General features: G+C 64.3%; 21 protein-coding genes. 9 read left to right on the top strand and 12 right to left on the bottom strand.

Features of this window, described 5'->3' with window-relative positions; translation table 11 throughout:
• Positions 1-3 precede the first annotated feature (3 nt).
• The gene (locus AB0P23_RS00975) at positions 4-1,107 is read left to right on the top strand and encodes a branched-chain amino acid aminotransferase (protein ID WP_032374371.1); all 1,104 of its coding nucleotides are present in this window, start codon (positions 4-6) and stop codon (positions 1,105-1,107) included.
• Here the strand turns inward: AB0P23_RS00975 and AB0P23_RS00970 are convergent, their stop codons facing one another.
• Genes AB0P23_RS00970 through AB0P23_RS00955 form a run of 4 tightly spaced genes read right to left on the bottom strand, consistent with a single transcriptional unit; the run spans position 1,108 to position 4,185 of the window.
• A complete protein-coding gene (locus AB0P23_RS00970; RefSeq protein ID WP_080736435.1) occupies positions 1,108-1,869 on the bottom strand; it encodes an adenosylcobinamide-GDP ribazoletransferase in 762 nt (253 codons plus the stop codon).
• A 2-nt stretch (positions 1,870-1,871) separates the two neighbouring features.
• On the bottom strand, positions 1,872-2,906 hold the full coding sequence (gene cobT / locus AB0P23_RS00965) for a nicotinate-nucleotide--dimethylbenzimidazole phosphoribosyltransferase (RefSeq protein ID WP_045841258.1): 1,035 nt from the start codon (positions 2,904-2,906) through the stop codon (positions 1,872-1,874).
• 44 nt (positions 2,907-2,950) lie between these two features.
• On the bottom strand, positions 2,951-3,520 hold the full coding sequence (gene cobU / locus AB0P23_RS00960) for a bifunctional adenosylcobinamide kinase/adenosylcobinamide-phosphate guanylyltransferase (RefSeq protein ID WP_032374369.1): 570 nt from the start codon (positions 3,518-3,520) through the stop codon (positions 2,951-2,953).
• Between the two features lie 5 nt (positions 3,521-3,525).
• On the bottom strand, positions 3,526-4,185 hold the full coding sequence (locus tag AB0P23_RS00955) for a DUF3043 domain-containing protein (protein ID WP_027497392.1): 660 nt from the start codon (positions 4,183-4,185) through the stop codon (positions 3,526-3,528).
• Positions 4,186-4,285: 100 nt separating this feature from the next.
• Between AB0P23_RS00955 and AB0P23_RS00950 the strand changes: the two genes are divergently transcribed.
• From AB0P23_RS00950 to AB0P23_RS00940, 3 genes are all read left to right on the top strand, one after another.
• Positions 4,286-5,365, top strand: a complete 1,080-nt coding sequence (locus AB0P23_RS00950) for a glycerate kinase (RefSeq protein ID WP_032374546.1) — start codon at positions 4,286-4,288, stop codon at positions 5,363-5,365.
• 60 nt (positions 5,366-5,425) lie between these two features.
• Positions 5,426-5,791 (top strand): iron-sulfur cluster assembly accessory protein, encoded by a 366-nt coding sequence (locus AB0P23_RS00945; RefSeq protein ID WP_027497390.1) that lies wholly within the window; start codon positions 5,426-5,428, stop codon positions 5,789-5,791.
• A gap of 103 nt (positions 5,792-5,894) precedes the next feature.
• Positions 5,895-6,869, top strand: coding sequence for a carbohydrate kinase family protein (locus AB0P23_RS00940; protein ID WP_032374545.1), 975 nt, complete (start codon positions 5,895-5,897; stop codon positions 6,867-6,869).
• A gap of 69 nt (positions 6,870-6,938) precedes the next feature.
• Here AB0P23_RS00940 and asnB read toward each other — a convergent pair whose 3' ends face one another.
• Positions 6,939-8,867 (bottom strand): asparagine synthase (glutamine-hydrolyzing), encoded by a 1,929-nt coding sequence (gene asnB, locus AB0P23_RS00935; RefSeq protein WP_032391002.1) that lies wholly within the window; start codon positions 8,865-8,867, stop codon positions 6,939-6,941.
• A gap of 222 nt (positions 8,868-9,089) precedes the next feature.
• Here asnB and AB0P23_RS00930 point away from each other — a divergent pair, with 222 nt between their 5' ends.
• On the top strand, positions 9,090-10,169 hold the full coding sequence (locus AB0P23_RS00930) for a cytochrome c oxidase subunit II (protein WP_027497387.1): 1,080 nt from the start codon (positions 9,090-9,092) through the stop codon (positions 10,167-10,169).
• 18 nt (positions 10,170-10,187) lie between these two features.
• Entirely contained in the window at positions 10,188-10,604 is a 417-nt protein-coding gene (locus AB0P23_RS00925) for a cytochrome c oxidase subunit 4 (protein WP_027497386.1), read from the top strand.
• A 114-nt stretch (positions 10,605-10,718) separates the two neighbouring features.
• Here AB0P23_RS00925 and AB0P23_RS00920 read toward each other — a convergent pair whose 3' ends face one another.
• On the bottom strand, positions 10,719-11,684 hold the full coding sequence (locus AB0P23_RS00920) for a WYL domain-containing protein (RefSeq protein WP_032374367.1): 966 nt from the start codon (positions 11,682-11,684) through the stop codon (positions 10,719-10,721).
• Positions 11,685-11,780: 96 nt separating this feature from the next.
• Between AB0P23_RS00920 and AB0P23_RS00915 the strand changes: the two genes are divergently transcribed.
• Complete coding sequence (locus AB0P23_RS00915) at positions 11,781-12,146, top strand: VOC family protein (protein ID WP_032387838.1); 366 nt, start codon at positions 11,781-11,783, stop codon at positions 12,144-12,146.
• A 114-nt stretch (positions 12,147-12,260) separates the two neighbouring features.
• Here the strand turns inward: AB0P23_RS00915 and AB0P23_RS00910 are convergent, their stop codons facing one another.
• From AB0P23_RS00910 to AB0P23_RS00890, 5 genes are all read right to left on the bottom strand, one after another.
• Positions 12,261-12,536, bottom strand: a complete 276-nt coding sequence (locus AB0P23_RS00910) for a helix-turn-helix transcriptional regulator (protein ID WP_032368116.1) — start codon at positions 12,534-12,536, stop codon at positions 12,261-12,263.
• Between the two features lie 307 nt (positions 12,537-12,843).
• Positions 12,844-14,634 carry a cytochrome bc complex cytochrome b subunit gene (locus AB0P23_RS00905; RefSeq protein ID WP_032368115.1) on the bottom strand — a complete coding sequence of 597 codons (1,791 nt, stop codon included), beginning with the start codon at positions 14,632-14,634 and terminating at the stop codon, positions 12,844-12,846.
• Positions 14,631-15,824: a ubiquinol-cytochrome c reductase iron-sulfur subunit gene (locus AB0P23_RS00900; protein ID WP_230595325.1), complete on the bottom strand. Its 1,194-nt coding sequence runs from the start codon at positions 15,822-15,824 to the stop codon at positions 14,631-14,633. Before AB0P23_RS00900 ends, AB0P23_RS00905 begins: the two co-directional genes overlap by 4 nt.
• On the bottom strand, positions 15,821-16,669 hold the full coding sequence (locus AB0P23_RS00895) for a cytochrome c (protein ID WP_027497381.1): 849 nt from the start codon (positions 16,667-16,669) through the stop codon (positions 15,821-15,823). The genes AB0P23_RS00900 and AB0P23_RS00895 overlap by 4 nt, the downstream gene beginning before the upstream one ends.
• An 83-nt stretch (positions 16,670-16,752) precedes the next feature.
• Positions 16,753-17,364: a heme-copper oxidase subunit III gene (locus AB0P23_RS00890; RefSeq protein ID WP_027497380.1), complete on the bottom strand. Its 612-nt coding sequence runs from the start codon at positions 17,362-17,364 to the stop codon at positions 16,753-16,755.
• A 151-nt stretch (positions 17,365-17,515) separates the two neighbouring features.
• Here AB0P23_RS00890 and AB0P23_RS00885 point away from each other — a divergent pair, with 151 nt between their 5' ends.
• Together AB0P23_RS00885 and trpD are read left to right on the top strand one after the other, a co-directional pair.
• Positions 17,516-17,992 carry a hypothetical protein gene (locus AB0P23_RS00885; protein ID WP_032370292.1) on the top strand — a complete coding sequence of 159 codons (477 nt, stop codon included), beginning with the start codon at positions 17,516-17,518 and terminating at the stop codon, positions 17,990-17,992.
• Positions 17,993-18,043: 51 nt separating this feature from the next.
• Entirely contained in the window at positions 18,044-19,105 is a 1,062-nt protein-coding gene (trpD, locus tag AB0P23_RS00880; protein WP_032368113.1) for an anthranilate phosphoribosyltransferase, read from the top strand.
• An 11-nt stretch (positions 19,106-19,116) separates the two neighbouring features.
• Here the strand turns inward: trpD and AB0P23_RS00875 are convergent, their stop codons facing one another.
• The gene (locus tag AB0P23_RS00875; RefSeq protein WP_027497377.1) at positions 19,117-19,392 is read right to left on the bottom strand and encodes an Lrp/AsnC ligand binding domain-containing protein; all 276 of its coding nucleotides are present in this window, start codon (positions 19,390-19,392) and stop codon (positions 19,117-19,119) included.
• Positions 19,393-19,444 lie beyond the last annotated feature (52 nt).

Here is a 19,444-nt window from a genome sequence, read left to right as displayed (position 1 = left end):
GGCATGACAGGTGTTTCCGAATTCACGTACGTGCAGCATCCTTCGCCCGCAACCTCCGCGGCGCGTGACGTGGTACTCGCTGCGCCCGGATTCGGAAAGCACTTCACCGACCACATGGTGAGCATCGACTACACCCGCGACGGCGGCTGGCACGATGCGAGGATCACCCCGTACGGTCCGATCGAGCTCGACCCCGCGGCGATGGTCCTGCACTACGGCCAAGCGATCTTCGAGGGCCTGAAGGTCTACCGCCAGCCCAACGGCGATCTGTCCACCTTCCGGGTGCAGTCCAACGCCGAACGATTCCGTACCTCGGCGAAGCGGCTTGCCATGCCCGAGATGCCGGACGACTTGTTCATCGGCTCTATCGAGAAGTTGCTCGAGCTCGATCACGAGTGGGTCCCGGCGGCGGGCGGCGAGGACGCGCTCTATCTGCGGCCCTACATGTTCTCCACCGAAGCCGGTCTGGGTGTGCGCCCCGCCGACGCGTATCGCTACATGCTGATCGCCTCACCCGCAGGCGCGTACTTCCCACGTGGCGTCAAACCGGTGAGCGTGTGGTTGTCCACCGAATACGTCCGGGCAGCACCGGGTGGCACCGGTGCCGCGAAGTTCGCAGGCAACTACGCCGCCTCCCTCCTCGCGCAGGCGCAGGCCAGCGACGAGGGCTGCGATCAGGTGGTCTGGCTCGACGCCACCGAGCGCCGCTACGTCGAGGAGATGGGCGGCATGAACCTGTTCTTCGTCTTCGGCTCGGGTTCCGACGCCCGGTTGGTGACGCCCTCGCTGTCCGGGTCCTTGCTCCCCGGAATCACGCGCGACTCGCTGTTGGCCTTGGCGACGGACTCCGGCATCCCCGTCGAAGAACGACGGATCTCCACCGACGAGTGGCGCAAGGGTGCCGAAGCGGGCGAGATCACCGAAGTGTTCGCTTGTGGCACAGCAGCTGTCATCACCCCGGTGGGCAGCGTCAAATCCACCGACGGTTCTTTCGAGATCGCAGGCGGAGAACCCGGTGAGATCACGCTCGCACTGCGAGACACCCTCACCGGCATCCAGCGCGGCACCTTCGCCGATACCCACGGCTGGATGACCAAGCTCCGCTGATCAGCTGCCGATCAACAGGCCCACCGCGGCCGACGCCGTGGTGGTCTCGATCGCGGCACCGAGAACATCGCCCGAGAGGCCACCGAAGCGTCGGACGCAGTGTCGAACGGCAAACACCGACAGGGTCAGGACCGCGACGACGACCAGCGGCCCTTGCCAGGGTCGATCGGGTTGCGCGAAGACCGACGCAGCTGCTGCCGCAATGACCCACAGCGTCAGGACGGCGTTGGACTGCGTTCCGGCCACGAGCGCACCGAAGCCGCCCGACGTCGATGCGTCGATTCCCTTGCGGCAGGCCAGGATTGCCGCCACCCGGGCAGTCACCGCAACCACGACGACAGCCCACCACAGTCGCTCCTGCGCGAGTTGACCCAGACTCGCGGCCTGAATGGCCGACGTCAGAGCGATGGCCGCCACCCCGAACGGTCCGGCACTACCGGACTTCATGACCTCCCGCGCACGTTCGGGCGGGCCGTAACAGCCGAGCCCATCGGCGGTGTCGGCCAACCCGTCGATGTGCATCCCGCGCGTCAGCAGCGCGGCGGCGGCAACGGCGATGAGGCCGCACAGGATTGCCGACAGCCCGGCAACCGTCGTCGCCCACAGCAGTGCCGAACACACGCACCCGAGGACGAGACCGACCAGGGGAGCGTGCGCTATCGCGCTACCGGCGCGGACCCTGTCGACCTGCGACGGGCCGCGCACGGGCAGCACCGTCAACCACGAGAACGCGAGCACCAGACCCTCGGCCCGCAGCCTCACGGTCAGCGGACTTCGGGGTCGCCGGTGCTGACGCCGGCGTCGGCGAACGTCGCCATCGAATTCAACGTGTCGACTCCCGCACGAACGAGCGGCAACGCCGCCAACGCGCCGGAGCCTTCACCGAGTCGCATCGACAGCTCCACCAACGGCTCGAGTCGCAAGTGCCGCAAGGCAAGTGAATGGGCGGGCTCGGCCGAACGATGCCCGGCGACCCACCAGGCACTGGCACCGGCCGCACCGTCTTCCGCCACCAATGCTGCTGCTGTGACGACGAGACCGTCCAGGATCACCGGGGTACGACGATGGGCCGCCTGGGCGAGGAAGCCGGCGAGGGCGGCGATGTCGGCACTACCGGCCACCCGCAGCAGGTCGGTGGGATTCTTGGCGACCGGCCGAGCCCGCCGCATCGCGTCCCGGATCGCAGCGGTCTTCCTGATCCACCCGGCGTCGTCGATTCCGGTGCCGCGGCCGACGGCAGCGACCGGTTCGGTATCGGTGAGGGTGGCGATCAATACGGTTGCGGGCGTGGTGTTTCCGATGCCCATGTCGCCTGCGACGAGAAGATCCGCACCGGCGTCTACCTCCTCGTCCGCGATGGCAGCGCCGGCGGCGACGGCGGCGCGCACCTCGTCCTCGCTCAGTGCGTCCTCGCGGTCGATGGAACCACTCGAGCGCCGAATCTTGAAGGTGGACACCGACGGATCGGTGTCGGCGTCGACAGCGATGTCGACCACTCGAACAGTGGCCCCGGCGATGGTCGCGAGGACGTTGACCGCAGCACCGCCCGCGCGAATGTTCTCGACCATCTGCGCCGTGACCTCGGGCGGGTAGGCGGACACTCCATGAGCGGCGACGCCGTGGTCGCCGGCGAAGACGACGACACGGACGCGCTCGAAGGACTTCGGCGGACTGACGTCTTGGCAGGCGGCGATCCACTCGCCGAGCGTCTCGAGACGGCCGAGGCTACCGGCCGGCTTGGTCAACCGACCTTGCCGCTCGGCAGCTTCGTACCGCGCGGAATCGGACGGCGAAGGCACCGGTCGAAACGGTGAGGGTGCCGGAATCTCGTCCACAGGAGTTGTCACACTGGGCCTTTCGCGGTCAGGGAATCCGCCGGTGGTTCTTTGAGGGTCAGCGCGAGGCCCGCGACGACCAGCAGAACCCTGTCACACACGTGCGCGAGACGCGCATTGAGGACACCGAGCTCGTCACGGAACAGTCGACCGGAACGCGACTCGGGAACCACGGACATGCCGACCTCGGGGCTGACGATCACGAGAGTCGACCTGCAGTCCGAGACCGCTGAGACCAAGTCGTCCACGGCCGGAGCAATCGTCCCGCGAGGCAGGTCCCAGGCCGCTGCGTCGTCGAGCATTCCCGTGAGCCAGGTACCCAGATCGTCGACCATCGTGGTGCCGCCCCAGGGCTGAGCCACCACCGTCGCCAGCCCGGTGACGGTTTCGACCGTGGTCCACTCGGGCGGACGCGACGCACGATGGAGTTCGATGCGCTGCTGCCAGTCTTCGTCCGACGCATCGCGCTGTCCGGTCGCGACGTAGCGGACCGGGCGGGTCGTGACCAACGATTCTGCGTGCGCGGACTTACCGGATCTGGCTCCGCCGAGGACGAGCGTTCGAGACGGCACGGCCACCGACGTCAGACGGCCTCGCCGGCGCTCACTCGCGGCTTGGGGGCACGCATCTTCCGAATCTGCGACGCCCGTACGAAGGCGTACCAGCCGATCTTGAAGCCGCCGTCGGGAGTGTCGGGGAACCGGACGCGAATGCGGTTGTTGATCATCTTGCCGAGGTAGATGCCCTCGCCGACCATGAACAGCATCATCACGAACATGCCGAGAGTGACGTACTGCTGTACCTGCGGCTGCAGGAACAGCGCAAAGATGAGAATGAGAGCGAGCGGCATGAACAAGCCGACAAGATTGCGCCGCGCATCGACGATGTCGCGAACGTAGGCACGCACCGGGCCCTTGTCGCGAGGCAGCAGATACTTGTCGTCGCCCGCAAGCATGCGCGCCCGCCGCTCCGCAGCTGCTGCACGCCGTTCGTTCGAGGCAGCCTTACGGTCTTCCTTGCTGCCCTTGTTCGCCTTGCGGCGCTCTCGTGCCTCTTTGCTCGTCAGGGGAGCCGGAGCGACCGGCCCGCGGCGGCGGGCCTCGGCGTCACGGCGCTTGGGGGTCGGTCGGCCTTTGCCGAGAGACACCGGCGAGGTCGCCTCGCCGGCGGACACAGTCGACTCGGGCTCGTTCGAGTCCTGTCCGTCCGAATTGTCAGAGTTTCCACGGCGTAGCAGCTTCACGCAACCAGAGTATGGGATGAGCGGAGGCACTCGAACACCGGCCAGGTCAGCGGCGCAGCGCGGGATGCTGTTCGGGCACTGCGGTCCTACACTTCCGGGAATGCGAGTGATGATTGCGCCGGACTCCTTCGGGGACACCCTGACTGCCGCAGATGCAGCCGCCGCCATTGCCAGAGGATGGGCGGGCGTCCGGAGCGGTGACGAGCTGGAACTGGCCCCCCAATCCGACGGTGGACCGGGGTTCGTCGAGGTACTGGCCTCGCGCATCGGCACAATCCACGGCGCCGACGTGGACGGACCGCTCGGGACGCCGGTGCAGGCCCGCTGGCTGCTCGACGGGACGGTGGCGTACATCGAATCTGCTCAGGCCTGCGGGCTGCACCTCGTCGACGGTCCACTGACTCCGCAGTCGGCGCTGAAGGCGAACAGCTACGGCGTCGGACAGCTGCTGAGCGAGGCGTTGAAGAGTGGCGCCACGTCGATCGTGGTCGGACTCGGCGGAAGCAGTTGCACCGACGGTGGACGAGCGATGATCCGCGCACTCGGCGGGCTGGGGTCGGCAATCGAACGGTTCTCGGGAATCGACCTCGTCGCCGCGTCGGACGTGGAGAACCCCCTGCTCGGCGATGCCGGTGCTGCTCGGGTGTTCGGGCCGCAGAAGGGCGCCGACACCGAGACGGTCGAGCGACTCGAAGAACTGAACGCCGACTGGGCTGCCGTTCTGTCGGCTGCGGGCCACGATGTGGCAGACCGTCACGGTGCGGGTGCCGCGGGCGGGATGGGGGCCGCCCTGTTCGCGCTCGGTGGCAGGCAGGTGCCGGGTGCTGCCGTCGTGGCGGAACGAACCGGTCAGCGGGAACTCCTGGACTCCGTCGACCTTGTGCTGACCGGCGAGGGAAAGTTCGATTCGCAGTCGCTGCGAGGCAAGTTGGTGACCAGAATCGCCGCTGCAGGCGGTGCCACCGGAATCGAGACCGTGGTGCTCGCCGGCCAGGTGACGTTGAGCAAGGACGACTTGGCGTCGGCCGGTATCTCGGCCGCTCACTCGATCAGCGAGTTCGCCGGGTCTGTGGAGGTGGCCATGACCGATGCGGCCAATCAGCTCGAAAAGCTGGCCGCGCACGTGGCGAGCAGTGCTGTTGCCGGGCCCTCGAACAGGGGCGGCGCGCGCAAGGAATAGAGCAACCCGGAGTACGGTTGAGTTTGTTCACGGGTTTGGTACGACTGATAGGGAGAGCCCATGACCGTTTCGAATGAGACCACAACGACCGAAACCACGGCGCACAAGGTCACCATGACGGAGACCGCTTCGGCCAAGGCCAAGGCGTTGCTGGATCAAGAGGGCCGCGACGACCTCGCGCTGCGCATTGCTGTACAGCCCGGTGGGTGTGCAGGACTGCGTTATCAGCTTTTCTTCGACGACCGAAGCCTCGACGGCGACCTCGCGGTCGACTTCGGCGGCGTCACCCTCGCAGTCGACCGGATGAGCGCTCCCTACGTGGAGGGTGCATCCATCGACTTCGTGGACACGATCGAGAAGCAGGGCTTCACGATCGACAACCCGAACGCGACCGGATCGTGCGCGTGCGGCGACTCGTTCAACTGAGCTGACTCGCTCTCGACTGTGACCGATACACGTATTCGTGTATCGGTCACAGTCGTGTCTGCTCGTCGGTCATCCAGAACTTCACTCCGAAAGGCTCTTCTTCGTGACTCTCGCGGTATCCGGCTCGATTGCAACCGACCATCTGATGCGATTCCCCGGTCGGTTCGCCGAGCAGATCGTCGCCGATCAGCTCGCGAACATTTCGCTGAGCTTCCTGGTGGACGACCTGGTCATCCGTAAAGGGGGAGTGGGCGGAAACATCGCCTACGCACTCGGGGTCCTCGGCGGCTCTCCGCTCCTCGTCGGAGCCGTGGGGCCGGACTTCGCCGAGTATCGGACCTGGCTCGAAGAGCACGGAGTCGACTGCAGTGGCGTCAGTGTGTCTGCCACCGCGCACACAGCACGCTTCGTCTGCACCACCGACGAGGACATGGCGCAGATCGCGTCGTTCTATCCCGGTGCCATGAGCGAAGCCCGCGACATCTCCATCGACGCGCTGGCCGCACAGCACGAGCTCGATCTCGTGCTGATCGGGGCCAACGATCCGGATGCGATGACCGCCCACACGGACCAGTGCCGCGCGGCAGGTGTTCCCTTTGCCGCCGACCCGTCCCAGCAACTCGCGCGACTCGACGCCGCACAGGCCACCGACCTGATCGACGGGGCGGCCTACCTGTTCACCAACGAATACGAATGGGCACTGCTCAAGCAGAAGACCGGGATGTCCGACGCCGATATCGCGGACAAGGTGGACCTGCGGGTCACCACGCTGGGCAAGCGGGGCGTGGATATCGTCGAAAAGGGCGGGAAGCATACCCACATCGGTGTCGTGCCCGAGACGAGCAAGGTCGATCCCACCGGAGTGGGCGACGGGTTCCGTGCCGGGTTCCTCACCGGCCACCTCGCCGGAGCGAGCATCGAACGAGCTGCTCAACTCGGTTCTCTGGTAGCCGTGCTGGTCCTCGAGACCACCGGAACGCAGGAATGGAGTCTCAACCGCGACGACGCGATCAAGCGCTTGAGCGCGGCGTACGGTGCCGAAGCCGGCGAGGAGATCGGCGCGTTGCTGCCCGCCTGAGTCTCAGGCTTACCGTGCCCGTCTCACCCATCCGCAGAGGATGGGTGAGACGGGCACGGTCGCCTCACGTCAGATGTTGACCGGGTACTCCGGTTCGGCGATCTGCGGCACGATGCGCTTCTCCACGAAGATCCCGTGCCACACCATGAAGATGAGCAGCGTCCACAGGCGACGGCTGTGATCCGATTTGCCTGCCCGATGGTCGTCGAGCATGGCGACGATGGCGGCCTTGTTCAGAAGGTGATCGGTCTGTGACTCGGCGATCTGCTGGTGAGCCCAGTCGAAGAGTTCGGTACCGCGCAGCCAGTGGCGCAGTGGCACCGGAAAACCGAGCTTGGCGCGGTGCAGAACATGACCGGGAACGATGCCTTCCAGCGCCTGGCGCAGCGCGTATTTGGTAGTGCTCTTGGTGATCTTCTGCTCCAGTGGCAACTTCTCTGCCACGCGATAGACCTCGGAATCGAGGAACGGGACGCGCAGCTCGAGCGAGTTCGCCATGGTGATCTTGTCGGCCTTGACCAGAATGTCGCCGCGAAGCCAGGTGAACAGATCCAGATGCTGCATACGAGCCACGGGATCCCACCCCTGCGACTGCGCGTAGATGGGCGCGGTGACGTCCTGATGCGTCCACTCCGAACGGAACTCACGCAGCACCGATCGCAACTGCGCGTCGTTGAAGCTGCGTGCGTTGCCGTAGTAGCGCTCCTCGAGGGTCATCGATCCTCGGTGCAGCAAGCTCTTGCCGCGCGTGCCTTCGGGAATGCGCTCGCTCAACGATCCGGCTGCGCGGCGTAGAAATGCGGGTAGAGACTCGAACGGCTTCAACGACAGCGGCTCGCGGTAGATGGTGTAGCCGCCGAACAGTTCGTCCGCACCCTCTCCGGACAGCACGACCTTGACGTGTTTGCGAGCTTCTTTGGCGACGAAGTAGAGCGGTACGAGCGCCGGATCGGCCACCGGGTCGTCCAGGTACCAGACGATCTCGGGAATGGACGCCGCGAACTCTTCAGGTCCGACCACTTTCACGATGTGCCGAGCACCTATCGCGGCTGCCGACTCCGCTGCAACGTCGACCTCGGAGTAACCCTCGCGCTCGAAGCCGGTCGTGAAGGTGATCAAGTTCGGATTGTGTCGAATCGCCAGTGCCGCGATGGCCGTGGAATCGATGCCGCCCGAGAGGAAGGAACCGACGGTCACGTCGGCTCGCATGTGCTTGGCGACCGAATCTTCGAGCGCCTCGGCAATCTCCTGGTAGCGAGCCTTCTCGCTGCCGGGAGCGAAAGGCTTCACCGGGAACGTCGGTGTGAAGTATCGGGTGATCTTCGGCGGCGTACCGGGGGAGAGGGTGGCGTAGCAACCCGACTCGAGCCGCCTGATCCCCGCGTGCAGCGTCTCCGGTTCCGGGACGTACTGAAGCACGGTGTAGTGCTCGATGGCCCGCGGGTCGAGATCGAGCTCGACGCCCAGCAGCTCCATCAGTTCGAGAACGCTCTTCTTCTCACTGCCGAACGCGGTTCCACCCGGGCCCGTGGCGTAGAACAGCGGCTTGATGCCGAAGGGATCGCGCGCGATGAACATCTCGCGCGTCTCGGTGTCCCAGATGGCGAAGGCGAACATTCCTCGCAGACGTTGCACGGCGGCAGCGCCCCAGTAGTGGAATGCCGCAACGATCGATTCGCTGTCACCTTCGGTGGCGAATTCTGCACCGTGATCGCGCGCGAGCTCAGCACGCAACTCGAGGTAGTTGTAGATCTCGCCGTTGAACACCAACGCGTACCGGTCGGGTGAACCCGGAGGTCCCCACCGCATCGGCTGATGCGAGTGTTCGATGTCGATGAACGAGAGTCGATTGAAGCCGTACACGACGTCGTCGTCGTGCCAGGTGCCACCGGGCTCGTCCGGGCCTCGATGGCGCATGCAGTGAGTCGCCGAGCTCACCAGCTCGACGCCGGCGGCGGTCGTTCCGTGAGATGTCAGTACTCCGAGCAGTCCACACACAGCGTCTGCTACCTCTTCTCGCAGTTGGGGACAATGCCGGGGGCCGGATCTCCGCGTGTCGTCAGCGGGACGGTCGATCAGCAACCGAGTATGCCGCAGACACGCTCGAACCTAGGTAACGACCCAAGGGTGGCTCCGCGTCAGCTTTGGTCTACGCTGCGTAGTACTCGGGCATCTCCATGTGGAAGCCCTTATTCTTCAGTGGTGGGCAATCAGGAAGGCGTGAACGTGGCGCATAGTCGGATCCTTCGGCGAGCGGGGCTGACAGCATTTCTCGGTGTAGCCGCGTTGATGCTGTCGGGCTGTTCCATCAGCAGTGACAACGTACTCAATTTCGGTTTCGCCTCGGGCGTCACTCCGCAGGGACGACGCATCGGCGACCTGTGGACCTGGTCGGTCATCGCCGCCCTGGTCATGGGCATCGTCGTGTGGGTCTTGATCTTCTGGGTGGTGCTCTTCCACCGTAAGAAGAAGAGCTCCCCGGAGTTCCCGCGTCAGACCGCGTACAACGTTCCGCTCGAGCTGTTCTACACGGCGGTTCCGTTCGTGATCATCGCCGTGCTCTTCTACTTCACCGTCGTGGTGCAGAACTACGTCGACGAGAAGCAGGCAGATCCCGACGTCCAGGTCGACGTGACCGCATACCAGTGGAATTGGAAGTTCGGATACCGGACGATCGACCTCAAGGACGGTGCCGCCAAGTACGAGGGCACCGACGAAGAGGAGCAGGCCGCCGCAGAAGCCGCCGCAACTCCCGGCGAAGGCGCCGAGGGTAGCGAGGACGGCGAGTTCGTGCCCGGCGCGATCCACGGTGCCATTCCCCAGGATCTGTCCTACCTGCACTACAACAAGATCGAAACGGTCGGTTCCAGCGCCGAGATTCCGGTGCTCGTCCTTCCCACCGGAAAGCGCATCGAATTCGTGCTGGCATCCTCGGACGTCATCCACGGGTTCTGGGTTCCGGAGTTCTTGTTCAAGCGTGACGTTCTCCCCAACCCCGAGGAGAACCATTCCGACAACGTGTTCCAGATCAGCGAAATCGAGCGCGAAGGTTCGTTCGTCGGTCGATGCACGGAGATGTGCGGCACGTTCCACTCGATGATGAACTTCGAGGTTCGCGCCGTGTCCCCGGACAAGTTCGAGCAGTACATCGAGCTGCGCAAGCCGTTGTCCGAGGGTGGCGAAGCGCTGACCAACGCGCAGGCACTGGAAGCCATCGGCGAGAGCCCGCTCGCGACCAGCACCTCGCCGTTCGAGACCGATCGCACCGTCCGTACCGCCACCGTCGCCGAAGGCAACTGACCAAGGAAGCATGCTGATATGAAAATCGAAGCGAAGATCTTCGAGATCCTCACGGTCTTCTTCCTCCTGGTCGGCATCGTGTATGCGCTGTTCACAGGATTGAGCCGAACCGGCGTCGAGTGGGCAGGCGTCACGGCGATCTTCCTGTCGGTCGGCCTGACGCTGATCGTCGGAACGTACTTCCGATTCGTCGCGCGACGGCTCGACACTCGGCCCGAAGACTTCGACGACGCCGAGGTAAGTGACGGCGCAGGCGACCTGGGCTTTTTCAGCCCCGGCAGCTTCTGGCCGTTCGTGCTGGCCGTGGCGGCGTCGATCACCGCTCTGGGCTTTGCCTTCTTCCAGCCCTGGTTGATTGCTCTGGGCGTCGTGTGCGTCATCGCCTCGGCCGCTGGATTGGTCTTCGAGTACCACATCGGTGCCGAACGCCACTGACCTGTAGACACCCGAAAAGGGCCCCGATCGTTCACGAGAGCGATCGGGGCCCTTTTCTGTGCTGGAACGTGCACACCGGGGACATCGCTCGAGTGCAGGGGCATTCCGACCGGGTCAGCCGGCGGGGGTCGAGTGCTTTTCGGCCAGAACTGTGGCGAGCTGACCGATGCGTTCGCGAGCTGCGGCTGGTGTGAGTACTTCGATGTGATCGCCGAATTGAAGTAGTTGACGTACCGACTCGATATCGGGATAGCGGACGACGACGGTGCACCAGCCGTCTTTCGCGGCGGAGACCTCGTGGATGCGACCGGCGAGTACCCGTCGAGCCAGGTCGAGGCCTTTCTCCGGCAGGCGGACGGTGACGCTCACGTGACCTCGTCTCTCGGTGCGACCTTTCAACGCTGCCCATTTCGTGCGGAGGGTTTCCCCGGGTTGAACAGCAGCTGGTGCGGCGAGTTGTTCGTAGGTCGAGAGCCGTTCCAGCGCGAACAGTCGACCGTCTCCCTGGTCGTCGGCGACGAGATACCAGCGACCTGATTTCGCTACGATCCCGTACGGGTCGACCACCCGCGTCGAGGCCTGATTCTCGGCGCTACGCCGGTACTGGATTTGCAGTCGTCGTCGGCGTCGAAGTGTCGAGGCCAGGTCCGATACGTCGATCGCTGTTTCCGAGTCGGCGAACCATGCGGTGCTGTCGACCAGTACCAGGTCCGCCAGACCCAGCATGCCCGGTATATCCGGTGCCGCAGCCTGCCGGGCGGCGATCTTGCGCGCGGCCGACTCCCATACCGCAGACAGCCCCAAACGTTCGAGCTGCGCGCTGTCCAAACCGGCTATGGAGAGGGCCTCGAGTTCTGGTGGATCCAGATGGGATGCGTTGAGTCGTGCATTGGGGAGCAAGACAATCCCGCCGTTCCGTCCGCGTTCGGCATAGACGGGCACACCAGCCGCCGAGAGCGCCTCGACGTCTCGCGGCACAGTGCGCCGAGACACTTCCAGACGGTCGGAGAGCTCGGTAGTTGTCATGCGCTGACGGGTCTGTAGGAGCAGCAAGATATGCAGCAGCCTCGAAGCCTTCATGCGGACCGATGTTGGCAGAAAAAGGTGACAGGTTCTGTCGCGATGAGGCGATTGGATGGTTCGGTATCGATACGACATCCACTCGAGGAGCCCTCCATGCCTGCACCGAACCTGTTCTTGATCGGCGTCCGGGAGACCCAGGCCGCCACCGCCTTCTACAGCGACCTGTTCGAGATCGAACCGACTTTCACCAGTCCCCACTATGTTGCTTTCGACGTTGCCCCCGGTGTACTGCTCGCGTTGTGGACGGGCTACGCCGAGCACTCTGTACCGAGCACACCCCGCATGAGCGAGATCGGACTCATGGTGCCCGGCCCCTCGGAAGCAGTCGACGACATATTCACCGATTGGGTCGCGAAAGGAGTTGCCGTAGTGCAGAAGCCACACGACGCCGTCTTCGGCCGCACTTTCGTGATCGCGGACCCCGACGGCAACCTCATCAGGGTCTCGCCGATCGACTGAGAAGCACCACGCCTACCTACTGCGGGTCGGTGAGAGACCGGCCGCACCCCGGTCTTTCGTCATGGACTGGAACGCATGAACGTCCCGGAAGACCACGGCGCGGATCCGAACCAGTCAGGACGCGTCTGCCTCCCGCAGGGTCGACGACGCATCCGCCGTGGATTCGAGCAGTGCATCGAGTGAGATCTCCAACGCAGTGCACAGTGCGGCGACGGTAAAGAATGCCGGGGTTGCGATACGCCCGGTCTCGATTTTTCTGAGCGTTTCGACGGAGATGCCGGCGGCGTCGGAAACCTCGGTCATGGTCCGGCTACCCCGGAAACGGCGCAAAGCTGTGCCCAAGCGAGCACCACGCGCGAGTTCACCGGGACTGAGTGGGATACGGACCATACACCGATACTAATACCGGTCGAGACCGACCGGGCCGATGCTCGTCACCGATGGGTCTGCGGGCTACCAGCAGGTGAGTGCCGGCTCCGAGTCGAGCATTTACCGCGCTCTGAATCGGCAGTCCTCGGGCGGGGGAGGGGAGTGGAGCCTGTGAGAGTTGCGGCCTCCGTTCACAGGACTCCCGCGGACCGATGGAGATCCAGCCGGATCGTCTCCGGACATGTGTCGATCGGGTAGTACCGCCACCACACGAAGAAGGGCGGCACCGTTGCCGGTGCCGCCCTTCAGCGGAATGCGTTGTCAGGACTCAGTGATCGCGATCGCTGTCCTGACGACCCGAAGAAATCGAGGTGTCTTCGTGCCCGTTGGCATGGCCGTTGCCGTTGGCGTGGCCATTGGAATGACCGTTGCCGTTGGCGTGACCGTTGCCGTTCGTATGGCCGTTGCCGTTGGCGTGACCGTTGCCGTTCGAGTGGCCATTGCCCAGAATGCCCGCCTGGTAGTTGCGAAGCATTGCCAGCTGCTCGTGCTCGCCCTTGTGGAGTGCATCCTCGAGGGCCTTGCTCTGCGCAACGGGGTCCGGGGTGAACAGTGAACCCGAGCCGGGCTTGCCGGCAGAACCGAGCTTGTTCATCTTCTTGGGGACCGCTGCACCCTGGTAATCGAGCGGGATCGGGTGACCGTGATCGTCGACCGGTCCGAGCGGCTGGTGGATTTCCACGTACTGGCCGTGCGGGAGTCGCTTGATGATTCCGGTTTCGATGCCGTGCTCGAGAACTGCCCGGTCGCTGCGCTGTAGGCCGATGCAGAACCGGTACGCGACGAAGTATGCGATCGGCGGAGCAATGAGCACTCCGATTCGACCGATCCACGTCATCGCATTGAGCGAGATGTCGAACTTGTACGCGATCAGGTCGTTGACGCACGAGAGCGTCAGAACGACGTAGAAGGCGATGGACATTGCGCCGATTGCAGTACGGACCGGCACGTCGCGGGGACGCTGCAGCAGGTTGTGGTGTGCGTTGTCTCCGGTGAGACGCTTCTCGATCCACGGGTAGGCAATCATCACGGTGAAGACGAGGCCCATGATCACGGCCACCCAGAAGACTGCAGGAATCGTGTAGCGACCAGCGATGTAGATGTCCCATGCCGGCCACAGACGCGCCAGGCCGTCGGTCCACATCATGTAGAAGTCGGGCTGCGAACCTGCGGACACCTGAGACGGGTTGTACGGACCGAGCGCCCAGATCGGGTTGATCTGCAGCAGTCCGCCCATGGCGGCGATCACGCCGAACGTCACGGCGAAGAACGCGCCGGACTTGACGGCGAAGACCGGGAGGATACGAACGCCGACGACGTTGGTTTCCGTACGACCGGGTCCGGGGAACTGCGTGTGCTTCTGGTACCAGACCAAAGCCAGGTGAGCTGCGATCAGCGCCAGGATGATGGCCGGCAGCAGCAGCACGTGCGCCACGTACAGGCGAGGAATGATGATCGTGCCGGGGAAGTCCCCGTCGAAGATCAACCAGTGCATCCAGGTGCCGACGATCGGGATGCTCATCGTGATTCCGGAGAACGCGGCGCGGAGGCCGGTGCCCGAGAGCAGATCGTCGGGGAGCGAGTATCCGAAGAAGCCCTCGAACATCGCCAGGATCAGCAGCAGGCAGCCGATGACCCAGTTGGCCTCACGGGGACGACGGAACGCACCGGTGAAGAAGATGCGCATCATGTGCACGATGATCGACGCGGCGAACATCAGTGCTGCCCAGTGGTGGATCTGGCGCATGAACAGACCGCCGCGCACCTCGAACGAGATGTCGAGTGCTGTCGCGTAGGCACGTGACATGGTCACGCCGTTCAGCGGGGTGTACGCGCCCTGGTAGACGACCTCGCTGAGCGAAGGATCGAAGAACAGGGTGAGGAAGACGCCGGAGATCAGCAGGATCACGAAGCTGTACAGCGCGATCTCACCGAGCAGGAACGACCAGTGGGTGGGGAACACCTTGTTGATCTGGCGGCGCAAACCTGGTGCCAAGTGGTAACGACTGTCTACGTCGTCCGCCTGCTTGGCGGCGAGGGTTTGCAGTGAAGGACTCATGAATCACGCTCCGGTCGACGTTCCCAGAAGGCGGGACCCAGTGCTTCGTGGAAGTCGTGCTGTGCCACTAGGTAACCCTCCTCGTTGACTGTGATGGGAAGCTGAGGCAGCGCGCGCGCAGCCGGTCCGAAGATCGGCTTGCCGTACTCGAGCGCGTTGAACTGCGACTGATGGCAAGGGCAGAGAATGCGGTTGGTCTGCTGCTCGAACAACGATGTCGGGCAACCCAGGTGCGTGCAGATCTTGGAGTAGGCGTAGTAATCGCCGTAGTTGTAGCTCTCCTGGCCCTTGCGCTTGATGACCGTGCTTGCGTCGTCGGGACGCAAACGGATGAGCATGACTGCGTTACGGATACCGCGAAGTGACATGAGCAGGTCGTGCTCGCTCTCGCGGTCCGCCTCGCGGAACGGGAAGACAGTTTCCATGGCACCAGCGTCCAAGTCCTCGGGCCGTACGAGAACAACATCTTCCGGTCGCCCGGTGTCTCGTCGGAGGTAGATCGTCTCTCCATCGTAGCGAGGCGTCCAGCCGGATACCCACAACGGAGAATCTTCGCCCTTGGCCCACGGATTCTTGATGAGGCCGCCGAGGGGGAGCAGTGCCATCACGCCGAGAGCGCCGCCGCCGAACAGAAGCGAACGCTTGATGACCTTGCGTCGTCCGATGGTCGACGTGTCGAGCGAATCGCCCAGCTCGGCGACCAGCGTCCTGCGGTCCGTTTCCGACGAACTTCCGTCGTGGCGGTCCTGGATGGAGACCTCTTCGGGGATGAACTTCTTGGTGAACTGCACGGCACCGACGCCGACGGCGAGGATCGCAAGACCCATCGTTCCGCCGATCAGCGGCGTGTACAGCGAGTACAGGTTGTAGTTGTCGTCACCGATGCCTGCGTACTGCCAAGGCCAGAAGAGGTAGACGCCGATGAACGCGACTGCCGACAGGCCGGCGATGGCAAACCAGATCGCCACGCTGCGCTCTGCGCGCTTCTCGGCGCGAGTACCTTCCACAGCCCAGCGATTGCGACGGAATGCGACATCCACACCGTCGAGATTGGTGCCGAGTTCGACCAACTCGTCCCGGCTGAGCGCTGCCAACTCCTCGTCGGTGTACTTCTTGTCGGGATTCACACCCTCGGCATTGGTGCCGTCGGTGTTGTCGGCGTCCTTACGGCCGGAATCGCCGTCGCTCATGATCTAGCTCCGATCCACAATGTTGCGCCGACGACAGCGGCGATTCCGACAACCCACAGGGCGATCATCTCGGTACCGGGACCGAAGCCACCGAGACCCCAGCCGCCTGCAGCCTTGGTTTCCTGGGCCGACTTGACGTAGGCGATGATGTCCGACTTCTCCTCGATCGTCAGCTGACGGTCGGAGAACTTTGGCATGTTCTGCGGACCGGTGACCATCGCGGTGTAGATCTCCTGCTCGTTGGCAGGCCCGAGGTCCGGCGCGAACTTGCCCGACGACAGTGCGCCGCCCTGGCCGGTGAAGTTGTGGCAGGACGCGCAGTTCAAGCGGAACAGCTCGCTGCCTCGGGCGATGTCGTCGCCGCGAAGCGACTCCTGCGCCACCTCACCGTTCTCGTCGAGAATGACCGTCGGGCCGCCGCCGTTGGCCTGGATGTAAGCACCGAGCGCGTCGATCTGCTTGTCGTCGAACTTCGGCGGCTTGCGCAGTGCCTGTGCCTCGTTGCGAACAGCCGGCATACGGCCACTCGACACCTGGAAGTAGACGGCAGCTTCACCGACACCGATGAGACTCGGTCCGCGATCCTGAACACCCTGCAAATTGGCACCGTGGCATGTCACGCACGACGTGTCGTAGAGCTGCTTGCCTTCGCGGATCAGCGCCGCCGAATCGGTGTCGGCTGTTGCAACCTGGGGTGTAGGCGTCAGGGCCGACGCGAGGAAACCCGCGCTCAGAAGGCCCATCATCAGAACGAGTGCACCGGTGACGCGTCGACGCGTCTTACGCTTGCGTCGCGCCTTCGAGGCCGAAGTGTCGTCGGTTGCTGCTGGGGGAGATGTACTCATCTTCTATCCCTTGTCGTGTCGGGACGGGCCGAACGTCGGGGGCTGAATCCGTTCGCTCGATATCTGTGGCTTGCTGACTGTCACTAGCGGATGAAGTAGATCGTCGCGAAGAGGGCAATCCAGACGATGTCGACGAAGTGCCAGTAATACGAAACGACGATGGCGGCGGTGGCCTGCGCGGGCGTGAACTTGCTGACCAGGGTTCTGGTGATCAGGAAGACGAAGGCGATGAGTCCGCCGATCACGTGCAAACCGTGGAAGCCGGTCGTGATGTAGAAGACCGAGCCGTACACGCTGCTCGAGAGCGTCGTGCCCTCGTGGACCAGGTGGTAGTACTCGTATCCCTGACCGGCGACGAAGAACGCGCCCATTGCCAGGGTGACGATGTACCACCGACGAAGCCCGAACACGTCGCCACGCTCGGCAGCGAACACGCCCAGCTGGCAGGTGAACGAAGAAGCGATCAGCACGGCCGTCACCGGAACAGCCAGCCCGAGGTTCAGCTCGGTCGGCTCCGGCGGCCAGTTTCCATTCGCCTGCGCGCGTGCGACGAAGTACATCGCAAACAGCCCGGCGAAGAACATGAGTTCACTCGACAGCCACACGATCGTGCCGACGCTGACCATATTGGGACGGTTCAGCGAGTGCACGCGTTGGGTGATTGCCGATCCTTGAGTCCCTACAGCGCTCGTCACAGAAAGAAGTATGACCCGTCGTAGTACGGAAGGCATATCCGGGTCCGGTCTTGGCGCGTCGCGGAGGGACGATTCCGAGCGCGCCGTTGTTCCCGCGCTGGTGGAGGGGCCTGTACGGGCCGGTAGGGTCCAGTCGTGCAAGGCTGGCCTCATGGCAAAGAGCAGTGCAGGTGGGTGGTTTCGGCGGTTGTTCTCGCGGTCGACCGCGGAACGTCTGGACCCCACGCGCGAAGATCTGGTGGTAGTGGCGAGCTGCTTCGACGACGCGCGGGCGTGCTCCGCCGTTCTCGACGAGGCGGCGAACACAGAACCCACGTGGATCGAGTCCTCCGAGGTGCTGTTGCGGCATCACCTCGTGCTGCCCGCGCACGAAGTCGACGATGCGGCAGCCGTCGCGGCGCAGGATGCGTACGAGGTCGGTCCGCAGGTCGAACTACCGGACGACACCGGGTATCGGCCGCAAGTCGATGACGGTGTCGCTCTGGTCCTGCAGCGGGTACAGGTGCTCGACGCGTTGCACTGTTCGCAGGAGAGGTCTCGCATGGCGGGTCTCGCGCAACGGCGTGGGGGAGCGGTACTGGGGTGGGATGCGCTGCAGCCCGCCTCACCCGCCGACACGTCTGACTAAGCTTCCACCGCACCGCGCGCATCGACAGCAGAAGGGCACGGCACATCCACCATGACCGCAGGGACCAGTGACGAGCAGCCGCGAACGTGGCGTCGAATCCTCGGAGCGTTGACCACGCACGCCGACCTGTCGAGCGCCGATACCGGCTGGGTGATGGACGAGATCATGTCCGACAACGCCACAGCCGCTCAGATCGCTGCCTTCGGGGTGGCACTGAAGATGAAGGGCCCCACTCCCGCGGAACTGGAGGGTCTCGCCGACTCCATGCTCTCGCACGCATTTCTGGTCGAGACCGACCGTGACGCGGTGGACGTCGTCGGAACCGGCGGCGACGGTGCGGACACGGTGAACATCTCCACGATGGCCGCGATCGTCGTCGCTGCCAGCGGAATACGCGTCGTCAAACACGGTAACCGTGCAGCGTCGTCCAAGAGTGGTACGACCGATGTGCTCGAGGCGCTGGGCGTGCGGGTCACCCTGGGTCCCGCCGGGGTGGCGTCGAGCGTCGAGCAGGTTGGGATCGGGTTCTGCTTCGCGCCGATCCACCACCCCGCACTTCGGTTCTCCGGTCCGGCGCGCAAGGAGATCGGCATTCCGACGATCTTCAATGTGCTGGGCCCCTTGACCAACCCGGGCCGCCCACGCGCCGGACTGATCGGCTGCGCATTCGAGAATCTGGTGCCCGTCGTCGCCGGCGTGTTCGCTCGACGCGGTAGTTCGGTTCTCGTCGTCCGTGGTGACGACGGGCTCGACGAAATCACCCTGTCCACCACGACCACCGTGCACGTGGTGTCCGACGGGACCGTCACCGTCGACTCGATCGACCCGGCCGATTACGGAATCGCTCGGGCGCCCATCGAGGCCCTCCGAGGCGGGGACGCGAAATTCAATGCAGCAGTGGCACATCGCGTGTTCGCAGGCGAACACGGACCCGTCCGTGACGCCGTGCTACTCAACGCCGCCGCGGCCATGGCCGCGCATCGTGGAGTCTCGGGAAACCTGCACGAGCAAATCGAAGCCGGATTGGCAACTGCGGCAACGGTTGTCGACAACGGTTCCGCGGCCCGCCTGCTTGCCGACTGGGCACGCTGCACCACAGCGCTGGCCGACTGAATCACACCGAACTACTCGCCGATCGAGAATCCTGCATCGACGTCGGCACTCGAATACGACTGAAACGCAATGTGAGTCGTCGTACTGCGAACACCACGAACACGATTGATGTGCTTCGTGATGACCTCGGCTATCGACGCATGATCACGCACCTTGACGATGGCAATCAGATCGACGTCGCCGGCGCACGAATACACCTCCGACACACCGTCCACATCGGCAACGGCCTGCGCCGCCTCCGGAATCAGATCGGCCTCGGCGTCGATCAAGACGATGGCATTGATCATCTGTGCTCCTCACGCATCTCCGGGCTCACACACGACGCGAGCTCGACCCAAC

The sequence above is a fragment of the Rhodococcus sp. NPDC077669 genome (assembly GCF_040686915.1).
Classification (GTDB): Bacteria; Actinomycetota; Actinomycetes; order Mycobacteriales; family Mycobacteriaceae; genus Rhodococcoides; species Rhodococcoides fascians.
This window is presented reverse-complemented; position numbering and strand designations above follow the sequence as displayed.

Bases quoted from the DNA above. Each gene is read 5' to 3' on its own strand.
- AB0P23_RS00975 (WP_032374371.1), top strand. From the start codon at position 4: ATGACAGGTGTTTCCGAATTCACGTACGTGCAGCATCCTTCGCCCGCA.
- AB0P23_RS00950 (WP_032374546.1), top strand. From the start codon at position 4,286: ATGCGAGTGATGATTGCGCCGGACTCCTTCGGGGACACCCTGACTGCC.
- AB0P23_RS00945 (WP_027497390.1), top strand. From the start codon at position 5,426: ATGACCGTTTCGAATGAGACCACAACGACCGAAACCACGGCGCACAAG.
- AB0P23_RS00925 (WP_027497386.1), top strand. From the start codon at position 10,188: ATGAAAATCGAAGCGAAGATCTTCGAGATCCTCACGGTCTTCTTCCTC.
- AB0P23_RS00920 (WP_032374367.1), bottom strand. From the start codon at position 11,684: ATGAAGGCTTCGAGGCTGCTGCATATCTTGCTGCTCCTACAGACCCGT.
- AB0P23_RS00915 (WP_032387838.1), top strand. From the start codon at position 11,781: ATGCCTGCACCGAACCTGTTCTTGATCGGCGTCCGGGAGACCCAGGCC.
- AB0P23_RS00910 (WP_032368116.1), bottom strand. From the start codon at position 12,536: ATGGTCCGTATCCCACTCAGTCCCGGTGAACTCGCGCGTGGTGCTCGC.
- AB0P23_RS00905 (WP_032368115.1), bottom strand. From the start codon at position 14,634: ATGAGTCCTTCACTGCAAACCCTCGCCGCCAAGCAGGCGGACGACGTA.
- AB0P23_RS00900 (WP_230595325.1), bottom strand. From the start codon at position 15,824: ATGAGCGACGGCGATTCCGGCCGTAAGGACGCCGACAACACCGACGGC.
- AB0P23_RS00895 (WP_027497381.1), bottom strand. From the start codon at position 16,669: ATGAGTACATCTCCCCCAGCAGCAACCGACGACACTTCGGCCTCGAAG.
- AB0P23_RS00885 (WP_032370292.1), top strand. From the start codon at position 17,516: ATGGCAAAGAGCAGTGCAGGTGGGTGGTTTCGGCGGTTGTTCTCGCGG.
- trpD (WP_032368113.1), top strand. From the start codon at position 18,044: ATGACCGCAGGGACCAGTGACGAGCAGCCGCGAACGTGGCGTCGAATC.
- AB0P23_RS00875 (WP_027497377.1), bottom strand. From the start codon at position 19,392: ATGATCAATGCCATCGTCTTGATCGACGCCGAGGCCGATCTGATTCCG.